We start from the raw sequence: 15,435 nt of genomic DNA, 5'->3' as shown, positions 1-15,435 counted from the left end.
CAAACTTGCCATACTCATCTTTAAATCAGTTAAATGAAGAACTAGAAGTGCTTTTAGATAAACTTAATCAGATCCCAGCAGAAGATGAATCTACTGACGATTTGGTATCAAATTTGCAGTTGTTAGTCGGGAAGCGTCAATTTTTACTTACCAATGTATTTGCAAGTGCGACCGCGGCAGATGAAGACGAATTAAAAAAGCAAATAATGCTTACTCGTTCATTTGAAGAAAAAGCGATGGCACTAAAAGAGCACAGGCAATCTTTGCTCCATGTGGGAAGTAAAAGTAAGCGACAGCTAAACGTTTATAAAAACATAGATTCGAATAGGTAGGTTTAAATGAGAAGCTCTCTCCAGTCATATCGTAAAGTGTCGTTAGAAAATGAAATTCTAGTGGCTTCACCACATCGAATTATCCAGATGATGTTTGACGGAGCGCTGCAGCGAATTGCACAAAGTCGTTATGCTATTGAAAATAGGGATCTTGCAAATAAGGGGATTTTTATTGGTAAAGCTGTTGGAATCATCACCGGATTAAATAATAGTCTAAATATGGAGGCTGGTGGTGAGATAGCGCAGAATTTAACTGACTTATATGACTTTATGTTACGTAGAATTTCTGAAGCGAATATGAATAATGATGTAGCAGCTTTAGATGACGTCAGTGATATTCTTAGAACGATTAAAGAAGGGTGGGATGCTATTCCTGCCGATAAACATCATATCGATTCGCACGCAAGTAATTTATAGTGCGTGATTGTTTTGGAGGCTTTGACGCCTCCTTTTTGTCAACTGTCAAAAAGCTGACAAAGCGGGGCAGGAGTGCGGACTTTTTAAGCTAAAAACAATTCAGTTTCTCATAAAGGTCATCAGGGGCTTGCTAATGACGGGCTGATAATACACTATTCTAACTTGAAGCTAAGTAGATAAATAATATAGACAACTATTAGCTTTAACAATTCGCTTTAAAAAGCAACCAACACTAATAATTAATGCGCTGAAATATTTGAGCCTTACGGCCTTCGGAATGATGCAAACAGATCAACGAATCCTACTTGTAGGTAACAAGTCTGAGCGAATTAGTCGCTTGTCATGTGTATTTGAATTTTTGGGTGAGCAGGTCGAGTTGATCGATTTTGATAAACTTGAAGCATATACTAAACAAACGCGTTTTCGAGCGATTGTTTTGCCGTCTGAAAATCAAGGAAAAGAAATACTTCAGTCTTTTGCTGGGGTGCTTCCGTGGCAACCATTTTTATTACTTGGAGAAAGAGACGATATAAAAGCGTCGAATATTCTCGGTAGTATAGAAGAACCATTAAATTATCCGCAATTAACTGAGCTACTGCATTTTTGTCAGGTTTATGGTCAGGTTAAACGCCCTGATATTCCGACTAGTGGTAATCAGACTAAATTATTTAGAAGTTTAGTTGGACGAAGCGATGGTATCGCCAATGTTCGTCATCTTATTAATCAAGTAGCCAGTTCCGAAGCAACGGTGCTAATACTTGGTCAATCTGGGACGGGTAAAGAAGTCGTTGCGCGCAATATTCACTATATATCGGAGCGTCGAGACGGTCCGTTCATACCTGTCAATTGTGGTGCTATTCCTCCTGAATTATTAGAGAGTGAGCTTTTTGGGCATGAAAAGGGATCTTTTACAGGCGCAATAAGCGCGCGTAAAGGTCGCTTTGAACTTGCTGAAAAGGGCACGTTATTTTTAGATGAAATAGGTGATATGCCACTGCAAATGCAGGTTAAGCTATTACGTGTTTTGCAAGAACGCATGTTTGAACGTGTTGGTGGAAGTAAATCCATTAGTGCTGATGTTCGAGTCGTTGCAGCTACTCACCGTAATCTAGAAAGTATGATTGAGGAAGGTGAGTTTAGAGAAGATCTCTATTACAGGTTGAATGTTTTCCCAATCGAAATGCCTGCTTTGTGCGAACGAAAAGACGACATTCCGTTATTGTTACAGGAGCTAGTTAGCCGCGTTTATAATGAAGGACGTGGACGGGTTCGTTTTACACAGCGTGCTATAGAATCCCTAAAAGAACACGCTTGGTCTGGTAACGTACGTGAATTATCAAATTTAGTTGAACGACTTACTATTTTATATCCTGGTGGATTGGTTGATGTTAATGATTTACCGATCAAATACCGTCACATCGACGTGCCTGAATATTGTGTTGAAGTCAGTGAAGAACAACTGGAGCGCGACGCTCTAGCTTCTATCTTCAATGATGAAGAACCCATTGATATACCGGAAACGCGTTTTCCAAGTGAGTTACCACCAGAAGGTGTTAATTTGAAAGATCTGCTTGCAGAGCTTGAGATTGATATGATCAGGCAAGCACTAGATCAACAAGATAATGTAGTTGCTCGTGCAGCAGAGATGTTGGGCATTCGTCGAACAACATTAGTTGAGAAAATGCGTAAGTATGGCTTAAGCAAAGACTGATACGTTTTTTGTTAAATCCATTTTAGCGTGATTGATTAAGCTGTTATATCTGAGATATAACAGCTTTTTTGTTATTTAGGTGTAGAAAGTTAGAGTTGGTATAAAACCTGCTAATAGAGCTATCAAGTGTAGTTTTTTTGACGGGGTTACCATGTCCGCAATTTTAAAGTCACAGCTTCATGCGAACGAAGCACTAAAAGCAAGTCGTCCGCAATTAGTTGATATTCAGCAAGCCGCTAATATGTCCAACAGAATGGATCATATTCTTCAGGCTATGCCGTCCGGCGTGGTAATCATTAATGGTGACGGTATCGTCACCGATGCAAATCCCGTTGCAATTGAGCTATTAGGTAGCCCATTAGAAGGTTTGCGCTGGTTACAGATTATTAATCGAGCTTTTTCACCGCAAGACGATGATGGACATGAAGTGTCTTTGCGAAATGGCCGCCGAGTTAAGTTGGCTATCACCCCATTAACGCCAGAGCCTGGTCAATTAATCGTGTTAACAGATTTAACCGAAACTCGCTTATTGCAAAAGAATCTATCTCATCTGCAGCGTTTGTCAGCGCTTGGTAAAATGGTCGCCACCCTCGCTCATCAAGTTAGGACGCCATTAAGTGCAGCACTTTTATATGCTTCAAACTTAGCAAGCCCAAAAATATCAGATGATTCAAGAAAGCGTTTTCAAGGAAAACTGATTGATCGACTCAATGAGTTAGAGCATCAGGTGAACGATATGCTACTTATGGCGAAAGGGCGGCAACAGGAGCTTGACTCTATTGTGGTAATTGATGAAGTTGTAGGTAACGTCTTAAGTAACTGTCAGCCGATTGCAGAACAAAGAGCGTGTCAGCTAATTTTTAATAATCAGTCCAAACAAAAAATCCGCGCTAATGATGCGGCTCTTTGTTCAGCAATTAATAACTTGGTGATGAACAGTATTGAGGCTGGTGCTGATAAGATTATATTGCATGCTTATGATACGCCCACGGCATTGCACCTTGACGTTATTGATAACGGCAGAGGCTTAGATGCTGCAATGCAACAAAAAGTACTGGAACCCTTTTTCACCACAAAATCTCAAGGAACGGGCTTAGGTTTAGCAGTTGTTCAGTCAGTCGTTAATAATCATGGCGGCAAAATGCAGTTTAGTTGTCATTCCGGCAACGGTTGTACAGCTTCTTTAAAGTTCCCTTTAATTTCAGTAATGAATCGCTAGGAGTCAGGTAGCATGTCGGAAGGTAAATTATTACTCGTAGAAGACGATGCTTCTTTACGTGAAGCTTTGCTTGATACGTTGATGTTAGCTCATTATGACTGCGTTGATGTTGGCTCTGCAGAAGATGCCATTCTCGCATTAAAAAATGACAGCTTTGACATGGTGATCAGTGATGTGCAAATGGATGGGATCGGTGGAATAGGCTTACTAAATCACTTACAACAGTATTACCCTAAGCTTCCTGTTTTATTAATGACTGCTTATGCAACTATTGATAATGCAGTCAATGCGATGAAGCTGGGTGCAGTCGATTATTTGTCTAAACCCTTTTCACCCGAAGTGCTCCTAAATCAAGTCTCTCGCTATATGCCGGTCAAAGCGGTAGAAGGCACGCCTATTGTTGCTGACGAAAAAAGCTTAGCATTACTTTCACTCGCGCAACGAGTTGCAGCTTCTGATGCTTCGGTAATGATAATGGGCCCGAGTGGCAGCGGTAAAGAGGTATTAGCTAGATATATCCATCAAAACAGTTCGCGTGTAACCAAACCATTTGTCGCGATAAACTGTGCAGCAATTCCTGAAAATATGCTTGAAGCGACCTTGTTCGGTTATGAGAAAGGTGCTTTTACTGGTGCATACCAAGCCTGCCCGGGGAAATTTGAGCAGGCGGAAGGCGGCACTTTGCTTTTGGACGAAATATCCGAAATGGAAGTCGGCTTGCAAGCTAAATTGCTTAGAGTTTTGCAAGAGAGAGAAGTTGAGCGTCTAGGTGGCAGGAAAACCATTAAATTAAATGTAAGAGTATTAGCAACATCCAACCGTGATTTAAAGGCGATGGCTGCATCTGGAGAGTTTCGAGAGGATTTATATTATCGGATAAATGTATTTCCGCTGACTTGGCCTGCACTCAATCAGCGTCCTGCGGATATCTTGCCGCTTGCTCGTCACCTATTACAACGCCATGCTCAGGCTGCTAATCGCAGTGAAATACCGGAGTTCGGCGAGTGTGCATGTAGAAAATTATTAAGCCATAGGTGGCCTGGTAATGTACGAGAGCTCGATAATGTGGTTCAGCGAGCATTAATCTTAAGTACTGCAAGTGAGATCTTAGTGTCGGATATTATTATTGACTCATTAGAGCTAGATTTTACCAATGACTCGCCTGTAATTGCTGAACCTAAACCTGCAGAACTTGATGGTTTAGGCGGGGAATTAAAGGCTCAAGAACATGTCATTATTTTGGAAACGCTTTCTCAATGTAATGGCAGCCGAAAATTAGTGGCTGAAAAGCTCGGAATTAGTGCTCGCACTCTACGCTATAAGATGGCGAAAATGCGTGACTTAGGCATACAAATTCCGGCTTAGAGCTAAGAAGGACACCCTGCGGGCTGCTAGGACGTTCGCAGGCTCACTGCTAGGACGGACTTTGTCCTGATAGGTCCTAGGAAAAGCACAAAAAAAGTCAAAGGCTTGCATAGGTTATATTTATCCAACTGCATTGTTCTATATGCTTTCGTAGAACCTAGAACCTATTTTTAAACCTCGGACCTTCTTTAAACGTAGGTCGGCATTTATGCCGTCGCTCCTATAGATGGCATAAGTATTTGATGGGCTAAAGCCCAACCTACAAAACATAACTTGCTGAATCGAGAAGTGACTCAGTCTGTTTGTTTCAGTTCTTGATTTTGATTTTCCTGGAGCCTACAGCCTAGGACTTTTCTTTTCCTTTCCTAGCAGCGAAGCGTCCTGCTCTGCTTCTCGCCTTCTTTTGACAAACTGGCAAGCTATTTGCTTTATCTATGCATATCAACATTTTCGTCAAGAAAACGACATGGGAGCTAGGTATGCAAATTGGTGCGAATTCTTTACTGCAAGAAATGCAGTCACTTAACGGTCAAATCGGCACTTCAAGCATTCAAACTGGGATCATACGCCAAGTACAAAATACTTCAGGTAGTGATTTTGGGCAATTACTCTCTCAAGCTGTTGGAAATGTAAGCGAACTTCAATCAAATGCTTCTAATCTCGCCACTCGGCTTGATATGGGCGATACCAGCGTGACATTATCTGATACCGTGATCGCGCGAGAGAAATCGAGCGTGGCATTTGAAGCGACAGTTCAAGTGCGTAACAAGCTTGTAGAAGCCTATAAAGAAATTATGAGCATGCCTGTTTAGGCCTTTTAATACGTAATTGCAGGGTGTAATAGTGAGTACAGAAATGGTCGTTGGAACCGGTTCAGGATTAGCATCTGATCCACAAACATCTGGTGTTCAGGAAGAGAACAAACCCGGTTTAATGGGCTCTTTTGGTGGCGTAGATTTACTGCGTCAAGTGACCATGATCTTAGCGCTTGCAATTTGCTTAGCCTTAGCTGTCTTTGTGATGATTTGGGCACAAGAGCCTGAGTACCGTCCTTTAGGTGAGATGACCACCGCAGAAATGGTACAAGTGTTAGATGTACTAGATAAAAATCAGATCAAATATGAACTGCAAGGCGATGTAGTTAAGATTCCCGAAGACAAGTATCAAGCGGTCAAAATGTTGATGAGCCGTGAAGGTTTAGACAACGTTGAAGCAAATAACGATTTTTTAAATAAAGACTCTGGCTTTGGTGTGAGTCAGCGTATGGAAACAGCGCGATTAAAACATAGCCAAGAGCAAAACCTTGCCCGCGCAATTGAAGAGCTAAGAAGCGTTACTAGAGCTAAAGTTATTTTAGCTTTACCAAAAGAAAATGTTTTCGCACGTAACCGTTCAAAGCCGAGTGCTACAGTTGTTGTCAGTACGCGCCGTGTTGGTTTAAGCCAGGAAGAAGTTGACTCTATTGTTGATATCGTTGCATCAGCGGTTCACAATTTAGAACCCAATAAAGTGACTGTTACTGATTCTAATGGACGCTTATTAAATTCAGGCAGTCAAGATGGCGTGTCAGCTATCGCACGTCGTGAACTTGAGATTGTGCAGCAAAAAGAATCAGAATACCGTAATAAAATTGAATCGATTTTGATGCCTATTTTAGGCCCTGAAAACTTTACTGCTCAAGTCGATGTGAGCATGGATTTTACCGCTGTTGAGCAAACGGCAAAACGCTATAACCCAGACTTACCAGCCCTAAGAAGTGAAATGGTTGTTGAGAACAACTCCAATGGTGGCATAACCGGTGGTATTCCTGGGGCTTTATCAAATCAACCTCCTATGCCTTCAGATATTCCGCAAGAGGTTGGTGAGGCTGAGTCCGCGACGCAAACTTCTGGTAGTTCACATAAAGAAGCCACTCGTAATTTTGAACTCGATACCACTATTAGTCACACCCGCCAACAAGTTGGCACCTTACGTAGAGTCAGTGTTTCGGTTGCGGTAGATTTTAAAAATGCTCCAGTGGCTGAAGATGGCAGTGTTAATCGAGTACCACGTACCGAACAAGAAATCGCTAATATTCGCCGTTTATTAGAAGGTGCCGTAGGTTTTAGTACTCAACGTGGCGATATTATTGAAGTGGTCACTGTACCGTTTATGGACCAGCTTATTGAGGCGGCTCCTGCACCAGAAATATGGGAAGAACCTTGGTTCTGGCGTGCAGTTAAACTTGTATTAGGAGCGTTAGTTATCTTGGTATTGATTTTGGCTGTTGTGCGGCCGATGCTGAAGAAGTTAATCTATCCAGATAGCGTAAAAATGCCAGAGGATCCTCAAATCGGCGGTGAGTTAGCAGATATAGAAGATCAATATGCTGCAGATACGTTAGGTATGTTGCAGCGTCCAGAAGCGGAATATAGTTACGCTGACGATGGCTCTATCTTGATCCCTAACTTGCATAAAGATGATGATATGATCAAGGCTATACGGGCATTAGTGGCTAACGAGCCTGAACTATCGACACAAGTCGTGAAAAACTGGTTAATTGAAGATGACAAATGAGATGAGTGTCGAGGCTAAAACAGATGTAAAAAGTTTTAAGCCTAGCGATTTAAACGGTATTGAAAAAACTGCAATTTTACTTTTAAGTTTAAGCGAAAGTGATGCGGCATCGATATTAAAACATCTTGAGCCTAAGCAAGTACAGAAAGTCGGTATGGCGATGGCTGCGATGCAAGATTTTGGTCAAGAAAAAGTGATAGGCGTTCATAAATTGTTTCTTGATGATATTCAAAAGTATTCGTCGATTGGTTTTAATAGCGAAGAGTTTGTTCGTAAAGCCTTAACCGCTGCACTAGGCGAAGATAAAGCGGGTAATCTAATTGAACAGATCATTATGGGCAGTGGTGCTAAAGGCCTTGATTCACTCAAATGGATGGATGCTCGTCAGGTTGCAACGATTATTCAAAACGAACACCCGCAGATCCAAACCATTGTATTGTCTTATCTAGAGCCCGATCAAGCCGCAGAGATATTTGGACAGTTTCCCGAAAATACCCGTTTAGACCTGATGATGCGAATTGCTAATTTGGAAGAGGTGCAACCTGCTGCATTACAAGAGCTTAATGATATTATGGAGAAGCAATTTGCTGGTCAAGGTGGCGCGCAAGCTGCGAAGATGGGCGGGTTGAAAGCTGCAGCTAACATTATGAACTACCTCGATACGGGCGTTGAAAGTCACCTAATGGAAAATATGCGCGAATCCGACGAAGAGATGGCGCAACAGATCCAGGATCTTATGTTTGTGTTTGAAAACTTAAGTGATGTAGATGACATGGGGATTCAAGTCTTATTGCGCGAAGTACAGCAAGATGTATTAATGAAAGCACTTAAAGGTGCAGATGAGCAGCTAAAAGAGAAGTTGTTGAGCAATATGTCTAAGCGCGCAGCTGAGTTAATTCGAGACGACTTGGAAGCCATGGGGCCTATTAGGATCAGTGAAGTCGAAGTGGCTCAAAAAGAGATTTTATCTATCGCTAGGCGTTTAAGTGATAGTGGTGAAATCATGCTCGGTGGTGGTGGCGGTGAAGAGTTCTTATAATGACAGAACCTAAAAAAGCGCAGGGTGCGAGTGTAAATACCAGTGATGAGTTTGGTCATTGGGAGTTACCGGATATTAGTTTAGAGGCAATGCCTTCCTCACAGAATATGTTTGGACGTCATAGTCTAAAGCTTCAAATAGACGAAAATGATGAAACAGAAGTCATCTTGCCTCCAACATTGAGTGAAATTGAAGATATTCGTGCTCATGCCGAACAGGAAGGTTTTGCTGAAGGGCAAGAGAAAGGCTTTAGTGAAGGCATTGAAAAAGGGCGTTTAGAAGGGCTGGAGCAAGGACATAGTGAAGGCTTTACTCAAGGTCAACAGCAAGGTTATGAAGAGGGATTAAAAGCGGCGACGGACATGACTCGCCGTTTTGAAGAATTGCTAAATCAATTTGAAACTCCACTCGCCATTTTAGACGTTGAAATTGAAAAAGAGTTATTATCGACTGCGATGACTTTGGCTAAAACGGTCATTGGTCATGAACTTAAAACGAGTCCAGAACATGTACTCGCGGCGTTACGTCAAGGCATTGACTCTCTTCCCATAAAAGAACAATCAGTCAATGTGCGCTTGCACCCAAATGATGAAGCGTTAATTACAGAGCTATACTCTCAAGCTCAGCTAGAGCGAAATCGCTGGACAATAGAAGTCGACCCAAGCCTTTCGCCAGGTGACTGTATTATTAACAGTGGACGTAGCCATATTGATATGACGGTTGAAACTCGCATGCAACATGTTTTCAGTGAACTGGAAAAGCATCAACAAGACTTATTGCAGCTAAAAGAGCAGCAAGAAGAGTTACTTGAATCTGAAAGGCAGAGCAAGCTTGCGTTGCACGCATCCGAAACAGCAGCTCAACAAGTTACTCCTAGTGATGACCTAGCCGTCAACAAAGCGCTTGATTCCCACGATGAAGTTATCACTGAACATAATCAAGGTGAGCATGGCAACACGTCAGCACAGACTGCGCAGTAAGCTTGCCCAGCATCAGCAAAAAATCCACCCATTTGTCGTTGAAGCGAGTGGTCAACTTGTTCGTGTTGTAGGGCTCACGCTCGAAGCCACTGGCTGCCGAGCTGCCGTTGGTAGTTTATGTGCCATTGAAACCATGTCAGGTAATCTAGTTGCAGAGGTTATTGGTTTCGATGATCAATTACTTTACCTAATGCCAATCGAAGAGCTGCGCGGAGTCTTACCCGGCGCAAAAGTCACTCCTTTAGGGCAACAATCTGGATTGAGTGTTGGGTTATCTTTGCTTGGGCGAGTTCTCGATGGCAGTGGTCAACCCATTGATGGTCTTGGTAATCTAAAAACTGATCAAAAGGCGTCAAGTCATGTGGCGGCGATAAATCCTCTCGCGAGACGGGCGATTAGTGAGCCTCTTGATGTCGGTGTAAGAGCTATCAATGCAATGCTTACCGTAGGTAAAGGTCAGCGCATGGGCTTATTTGCCGGCTCTGGTGTAGGTAAAAGTGTGCTCTTGGGGATGATGACCCGCGGTACGAATGCTGACATTATTGTGGTTGGACTCGTTGGCGAACGTGGTCGCGAAGTTAAAGAGTTTATTGAAGAGATTCTAGGTGCAGAAGGTCGAGCTCGCTCAGTCGTAGTCGCCGCCCCGGCAGATACATCACCGTTAATGCGACTAAGAGCTTGTGAAACGTCCACCAGAATTGCCGAGTATTTTAGAGATCTTGGTTATAACGTATTACTGCTTATGGATAGCCTAACACGCTATGCTCAAGCGCAGCGTGAGATTGCGTTAGCGGTTGGTGAGCCCCCAGCAACTAAAGGGTATCCGCCATCAGTGTTTGCAAAGCTACCTAAATTGGTTGAGCGAGCCGGTAACGGTGGCGGCAAACAAGGCTCTATTACAGCCTTTTATACCGTATTAACCGAAGGCGATGATCTTCAAGATCCGATTGCCGATGCTTCAAGGGCTATTTTGGATGGGCATATTGTACTGTCACGCTCACTTGCTGACTCAGGTCATTATCCGGCAATTGATATCGAAGCATCTATTAGTCGTGTGGCGCCTATGGTGATAACACCGGATCATTTAGAGGCGATGCGTAAGGTTAAGCAAGTTTACTCACTGTACCAGCAAAATAAAGATCTGATTTCAATAGGTGCGTATAGTCAAGGCAGCGACCCACGCATCGATAATGCGATTCGCTTACAACCGGCGATGAATGCATTTTTAAGACAGATGATGAAAGACTCTGTGACGTTTGAAAGTAGCACTTTGATGCTGGGGCAAATGGGGGCGCAATGCCAAGTTTAGTCTGGTTTATAAATGGAGTGGCAGTGCATCATGGCTAAACAAGATCCACTGCATTTGGTACTTAAATTGGCTGAAGAAGCAGAAGAACAGGCTTCGCTGCAACTACGTTCTGCCGAGTTTGAATTACAACGCCGTCAGAATCAGTTAACCGCGCTACAAAATTATCGTCTCGATTATATGAAACAGATGGAACAGCAACAGGGTCAAAGCATTAGTGCTAGCCATTATCATCAATTTCATCAGTTTGTCAGACAAGTCGACACTGCCATTAGCCAACAAGTGCATACGGTTCAAGAAGCTGATTCCCTTAAACAGCATAGGCAAGCTCATTGGCAAGAAAAACAACAAAAGCGTAAAGCGGTTGAGTTGCTACTTGCGAACAAAGCGGAAAAAGCAAAATTAGCTGAGTTACGCAGTGAGCAAAAAATGATTGACGAATTTGCTTCGCAGCAGTTTTATCGTAAAAAAGCACGTTAGCTTTTAAAAAAAACAGATCTCCTACCTACTAACTCAATGTACTCAAAACCAAAACTGTATGAGTCTTCAGCGTATAATCATTAGATTGGGTTAATGCTTTGGCATTATTTTTGCTTATTAATATTGACAGCATTTTTTGCCGATTTTTTGACAATTTGTCAGTTTGATTAGATTGCGCTGATGGAGACGTAATGCAACAGGTGAGTAATATCTTGCTCGGAAAACCAGATTTTAGCCAAAAAGCTGGTGAGACCCAAAATAAACCAAGCGATATCAATAGCAGCCAACCTAAAGGTCCTGCTCAAGATGATAGCTTTTCGGCAGCACTTGAAAAAGCGGCTGAGCAGCACACTGCTGCACAAAAGCATGCTACAGAAAAAGAGCGTGAACCTGAGAAATTAAAAACGGAAAAGACCGAACTAGGTGAGGTCGCTGAACAGCAAGAAACCAAGGCTAATGTTGAAGATGAAGTGAGCCAGGTTTTTGCCCAAATAAATCTTGCTAATAACTTTTCCAGTGGGGCTAGTGATGAAGCTCAAGTTGCCACTGACGGCGAAACTTTGCCGCCTGTCGAAGTTACTGAAGAAGTCACGATCGATGATTTACCTGAAGACGTAGTCTTAATTTTGAGTCTACAGTCTGGACTTGATGAACAAGCATTGAGTCAGTTGTCTACTGATGAGTTAAAAAAACTTTTAGAACAAAATGAACTGCTTAATGCTAGTGGTCAGCTTAAACCTGAGTTTGTTACGCTAAACCTAACAACGGTTAAAGGGAACGAAACAAGCCAACCTCTTCCAGAAGAATCTGCTGTTAAATCTAAATCGATTGGAACATCACAAATACAAGGTGATATGGCAACTAAACTTCCGCAGGACGATATCAACAATAAATTACAAAATGGTGTTCGCGACATTTTTGGTAAGGAGCTATCGGGCAGTCATGCGGCAGTTGATGATGCAAAAGTTGGAAAAGGTAACGATAGCAGCAATCAAGTAGCGATTAACCCGCAACTAGCAACGGAGCAGCTAAAAAATGCCGACTTATCAGTGCGTATGACGACCACTGAAACCGGTGAGTTGTTATCTGCTGTAGAAGAGCCACAATCAGATGTTAAATCGCTGAATAGCCTACAAAACCAAATGCAACAAGTTGGTACAAACAGACAAGAACTTCCTCAAATAAACCTATCGTTAAAGCAAAATATTGAACAAACACCCACTATGCAGCAAATGATCCAACGGTTTGCACCAGTGATGAATCAACAGTTGATCACTATGGTGAGCAACGGTGTTCAACAAGCTGAGATACGTTTGGACCCGCCAGAGCTTGGACAAATGATGGTACGTATTCAAGTGCAAGGAGATACCACTCAAGTACAGTTTCAGGTGAGTCAGCATCAAACTAAAGACTTAGTTGAACAAGCGATGCCAAGGCTGCGAGAAATGCTAGCAGAGCAAGGGATGCAATTGACTGATGGGCAGGTATCCCAAGGTCACGGTGGTGGTACCCATGGTGATGGTGGAAATGGCAACGGTGAGGGGAGTGAACGAGGCGAATCGGATGAATTTTCAGCAGAAGATATGCTAACTAGATCAAATCTATCAACAAGTTCAGCTTCAGGTATAGATTATTACGCATAAGCAGGTAACCTATAGCAACTAAATAGGAACAGTCTGGCGTAGATGTTCATTAGCGCGGCATTAGGGAAGGCAGATGGCAGAAGAAGCAAGCTTAGAGCTCGAAGATAACGTAGAACCTAAAAGTAAAAAGAAACTGATCTTATTTGGCGCAATTGGTGTTGTGCTGGTTGCTATTATTGCAATCACAGTGTGGGTGTTGTTAAGCCCCTCAGCGGCAAACGATGATGCACAAGTTGAAGGTAGTACGGCAGAACAAGCGGTCGTGAATACCGGTGAAGCTTTTTATGCCGCCATGCCAAGACCTTTTTTGTTCAATCTTCCGGACAATGGTCGTACTCGTTTGGTCGAGATTAAAGTCCAGTTAATGGTTCGAGGCGTTGATGACGACACCTTGATTAAAAAACATATTCCATTGATTGAAGATGCGTTATTGACGACCTTTAGTGCTGCGGATATCCAAAAAATGAGTTCTCCTGCAGGTAAAGATGAATTGCGCTTGCTGGCATTACGCAATGTGCAAAATACGCTGCAACCTGTCACCGGTCGTACAGTCGTAGAGAAGGTATTATTTACCGGTTTTGTTATGCAGTAACTATCTGCGAATCGATTATTTTTAAGCTAAGGCGATACCGTGAGTGATTTATTAAGCCAAGACGAAATTGATGCTCTGCTCCATGGCGTAGATGATGTTGATGATGACGTTATTGACGACAACGAGCTGGATGCGCGCTCTTATGATTTCTCGTCGCAAGACAGGATTGTTCGTGGGCGGATGCCAACGCTTGAAATTGTTAATGAACGTTTTGCCCGTCACTTACGGATCAGTATGTTTAACATGATGCGCCGTGCAGCAGAAGTGTCAATCAACGGCGTGCAGATGTTGAAATTTGGTGAGTACGTTCATACCTTGTTTGTCCCGACCAGCTTGAATATGGTGCGGTTTAGTCCTCTTAAAGGAACCGCCTTAATCACCATGGAAGCACGTTTAGTGTTTATCTTGGTTGATAACTTTTTTGGTGGTGACGGGCGTTTTCATGCCAAAATTGAAGGGCGTGAATTTACTCCTACAGAGCGCCGTATTGTACAGTTATTGCTAAAGATTATCTTTGAAGATTACAAAGATGCTTGGGCGCCAGTGATGGATGTCCAGTTTGATTACCTTGACTCAGAAGTTAACCCTGCAATGGCTAACATTGTTAGCCCGACAGAAGTGGTTGTGGTGAGCTCATTTCATATTGAAGTTGATGGCGGTGGTGGTGATTTTCACATCACTATGCCGTATTCCATGATTGAGCCGATTCGAGAGTTGCTCGATGCCGGTGTGCAAAGTGATACCCAAGATACAGATATGCGTTGGTCACAGGCACTGCGAGATGAAATTATGGATGTGGATGTTGGCATTGATGCCACAGTGGTAGAACACAAGGTCACATTAAGAGAAGTACTGGAGTTTAAGGCGGGTGATGTGATTCCGGTCGAATTGCCTGAGCATATTATTTTAAAAGTAGAAGACTTGCCAACTTACAGATGTAAGATGGGAAGAACCAAAGAGAATTTAGCATTAAAAATTTGTGAACAGATCCCACGACCAGAGACAGTCAAAACAGAGTTACAACTAGTGACCCACAAAGGGCGCTCCCGTGACCGTTCGGAAATATAAGGCGAAGAGTGAATGAGTACAGATACTGATGATTGGGCTTCAGCAATGGCTGAGCAAGCGATAGAAGAGGCTAAAGCGGTCGAATTGGATGAGTTTAGTAATGATGGTGCGCCGTTGAGTGAAGAAGAAGCGTCAAAACTTGATGCGATTATGTGTAGTAGCTCAGACCTGATCTGACAGTTACCCGTTTTTTAAAGGTATCTGTCAGTTTAGATTTGAGCTAAATTCTTATCTGCCCAAACCTGCTTCCCATCGAGCAATGTTTCAAGTGGTGTTCGACCACAGCACATTTTTCCTTGATGGGTTCGATCATTGTTGTAGTAATTCATCCATTCGTCCAGATCTTTCTGTAAGCTCTCTAGGCTGTCATAGAGCTTTTTGCGGAAAGTTACCTGATAAAACTCATTCAAAATTGTCTTATGGAATCGTTCACAAATGCCGTTGGTTTGCGGTGACATCGCTTTAGTTTTTGTATGATCGATATCATTTATTGCCAGGTATAATTGATAGTCATGATGCTCAACTCGACCACAGTACTCAGTTCCCCTATCTGTCAGTATTCGTAGCATAGGGAGCTCATGCTGTTCGAAATAAGGCAATACTTTATCATTCAGCATATCTGCTGCTGTGATAGGTGTTTTCGTCGTATAGAGCTTAGCGAACGCTATCTTACTATAGGTATCTACAAAGGTTTGCTGGTAAATTCTACCCACACCTTTTAGATTGC

At 42.6% G+C, this 15,435-nt stretch carries 15 protein-coding genes and 1 pseudogene; 15 read left to right on the top strand and 1 reads right to left on the bottom strand.

What is annotated here, in order from left to right:
• The first annotated feature begins 5 nt into the window (after positions 1-5).
• The 15 genes and pseudogenes from L2748_RS05845 to L2748_RS05775 form a co-directional block, all read left to right on the top strand.
• Positions 6-332: a hypothetical protein gene (locus tag L2748_RS05845; protein WP_220782816.1), complete on the top strand. Its 327-nt coding sequence runs from the start codon at positions 6-8 to the stop codon at positions 330-332.
• Positions 333-338: 6 nt separating this feature from the next.
• Complete coding sequence (gene fliS, locus L2748_RS05840) at positions 339-749, top strand: flagellar export chaperone FliS (protein WP_220782815.1); 411 nt, start codon at positions 339-341, stop codon at positions 747-749.
• A gap of 277 nt (positions 750-1,026) precedes the next feature.
• Complete coding sequence (locus L2748_RS05835) at positions 1,027-2,460, top strand: sigma-54 dependent transcriptional regulator (RefSeq protein WP_276516339.1); 1,434 nt, start codon at positions 1,027-1,029, stop codon at positions 2,458-2,460.
• Positions 2,461-2,611: 151 nt separating this feature from the next.
• A complete protein-coding gene (locus L2748_RS05830; RefSeq protein WP_220782814.1) occupies positions 2,612-3,679 on the top strand; it encodes a sensor histidine kinase in 1,068 nt (355 codons plus the stop codon).
• A 12-nt stretch (positions 3,680-3,691) separates the two neighbouring features.
• Positions 3,692-5,044, top strand: coding sequence for a sigma-54-dependent transcriptional regulator (locus L2748_RS05825; protein WP_220782813.1), 1,353 nt, complete (start codon positions 3,692-3,694; stop codon positions 5,042-5,044).
• Between the two features lie 479 nt (positions 5,045-5,523).
• Entirely contained in the window at positions 5,524-5,856 is a 333-nt protein-coding gene (fliE, locus tag L2748_RS05820) for a flagellar hook-basal body complex protein FliE (RefSeq protein ID WP_220782812.1), read from the top strand.
• A 43-nt stretch (positions 5,857-5,899) separates the two neighbouring features.
• Positions 5,900-7,600, top strand: a complete 1,701-nt coding sequence (gene fliF / locus L2748_RS05815; protein WP_220782820.1) for a flagellar basal-body MS-ring/collar protein FliF — start codon at positions 5,900-5,902, stop codon at positions 7,598-7,600.
• A gap of 1 nt (position 7,601) precedes the next feature.
• The gene (gene fliG, locus L2748_RS05810) at positions 7,602-8,639 is read left to right on the top strand and encodes a flagellar motor switch protein FliG (protein ID WP_220782819.1); all 1,038 of its coding nucleotides are present in this window, start codon (positions 7,602-7,604) and stop codon (positions 8,637-8,639) included.
• Positions 8,639-9,619 carry a flagellar assembly protein FliH gene (gene fliH / locus L2748_RS05805; RefSeq protein WP_220782811.1) on the top strand — a complete coding sequence of 327 codons (981 nt, stop codon included), beginning with the start codon at positions 8,639-8,641 and terminating at the stop codon, positions 9,617-9,619. Before fliG ends, fliH begins: the two co-directional genes overlap by 1 nt.
• On the top strand, positions 9,588-10,928 hold the full coding sequence (fliI, locus tag L2748_RS05800; protein WP_220782810.1) for a flagellar protein export ATPase FliI: 1,341 nt from the start codon (positions 9,588-9,590) through the stop codon (positions 10,926-10,928). Before fliH ends, fliI begins: the two co-directional genes overlap by 32 nt.
• 30 nt (positions 10,929-10,958) lie before the next feature.
• Positions 10,959-11,405 (top strand): flagellar export protein FliJ, encoded by a 447-nt coding sequence (gene fliJ / locus L2748_RS05795; RefSeq protein WP_220782809.1) that lies wholly within the window; start codon positions 10,959-10,961, stop codon positions 11,403-11,405.
• A gap of 191 nt (positions 11,406-11,596) precedes the next feature.
• Positions 11,597-13,048 (top strand): flagellar hook-length control protein FliK, encoded by a 1,452-nt coding sequence (locus L2748_RS05790; protein ID WP_220782808.1) that lies wholly within the window; start codon positions 11,597-11,599, stop codon positions 13,046-13,048.
• Positions 13,049-13,121: 73 nt separating this feature from the next.
• Complete coding sequence (gene fliL / locus L2748_RS05785; protein ID WP_220782807.1) at positions 13,122-13,640, top strand: flagellar basal body-associated protein FliL; 519 nt, start codon at positions 13,122-13,124, stop codon at positions 13,638-13,640.
• Between the two features lie 39 nt (positions 13,641-13,679).
• Positions 13,680-14,708 (top strand): flagellar motor switch protein FliM, encoded by a 1,029-nt coding sequence (fliM, locus tag L2748_RS05780; protein WP_220782806.1) that lies wholly within the window; start codon positions 13,680-13,682, stop codon positions 14,706-14,708.
• A gap of 12 nt (positions 14,709-14,720) precedes the next feature.
• Positions 14,721-14,861: pseudogene (locus L2748_RS05775) on the top strand (flagellar motor switch protein FliN); the annotation flags it as partial.
• A gap of 56 nt (positions 14,862-14,917) precedes the next feature.
• On the opposite strand, the gene L2748_RS05770 reads toward L2748_RS05775, so the two are convergent.
• A partial coding sequence (locus L2748_RS05770; protein ID WP_248957670.1) for an integrase core domain-containing protein occupies positions 14,918-15,435 on the bottom strand: 518 nt, incomplete at its 5' end.

The organism is Shewanella sairae, assembly GCF_023283535.1.
GTDB classification, from domain to species: Bacteria; Pseudomonadota; Gammaproteobacteria; order Enterobacterales; family Shewanellaceae; genus Shewanella; species Shewanella sairae.
The sequence above is the reverse complement of the archived record's forward strand: the minus strand, read 5'-3'. Positions and strand labels throughout refer to the sequence as shown.

Bases quoted from the DNA above. Each gene is read 5' to 3' on its own strand.
- fliJ (WP_220782809.1), top strand. From the start codon at position 10,959: ATGGCTAAACAAGATCCACTGCATTTGGTACTTAAATTGGCTGAAGAA.
- fliE (WP_220782812.1), top strand. From the start codon at position 5,524: ATGCAAATTGGTGCGAATTCTTTACTGCAAGAAATGCAGTCACTTAAC.
- L2748_RS05835 (WP_276516339.1), top strand. From the start codon at position 1,027: ATGATGCAAACAGATCAACGAATCCTACTTGTAGGTAACAAGTCTGAG.
- fliF (WP_220782820.1), top strand. From the start codon at position 5,900: ATGGTCGTTGGAACCGGTTCAGGATTAGCATCTGATCCACAAACATCT.
- fliL (WP_220782807.1), top strand. From the start codon at position 13,122: ATGGCAGAAGAAGCAAGCTTAGAGCTCGAAGATAACGTAGAACCTAAA.
- fliG (WP_220782819.1), top strand. From the start codon at position 7,602: ATGAGTGTCGAGGCTAAAACAGATGTAAAAAGTTTTAAGCCTAGCGAT.
- fliH (WP_220782811.1), top strand. From the start codon at position 8,639: ATGACAGAACCTAAAAAAGCGCAGGGTGCGAGTGTAAATACCAGTGAT.
- L2748_RS05790 (WP_220782808.1), top strand. From the start codon at position 11,597: ATGCAACAGGTGAGTAATATCTTGCTCGGAAAACCAGATTTTAGCCAA.
- L2748_RS05825 (WP_220782813.1), top strand. From the start codon at position 3,692: ATGTCGGAAGGTAAATTATTACTCGTAGAAGACGATGCTTCTTTACGT.
- L2748_RS05830 (WP_220782814.1), top strand. From the start codon at position 2,612: ATGTCCGCAATTTTAAAGTCACAGCTTCATGCGAACGAAGCACTAAAA.
- fliI (WP_220782810.1), top strand. From the start codon at position 9,588: ATGGCAACACGTCAGCACAGACTGCGCAGTAAGCTTGCCCAGCATCAG.
- fliS (WP_220782815.1), top strand. From the start codon at position 339: ATGAGAAGCTCTCTCCAGTCATATCGTAAAGTGTCGTTAGAAAATGAA.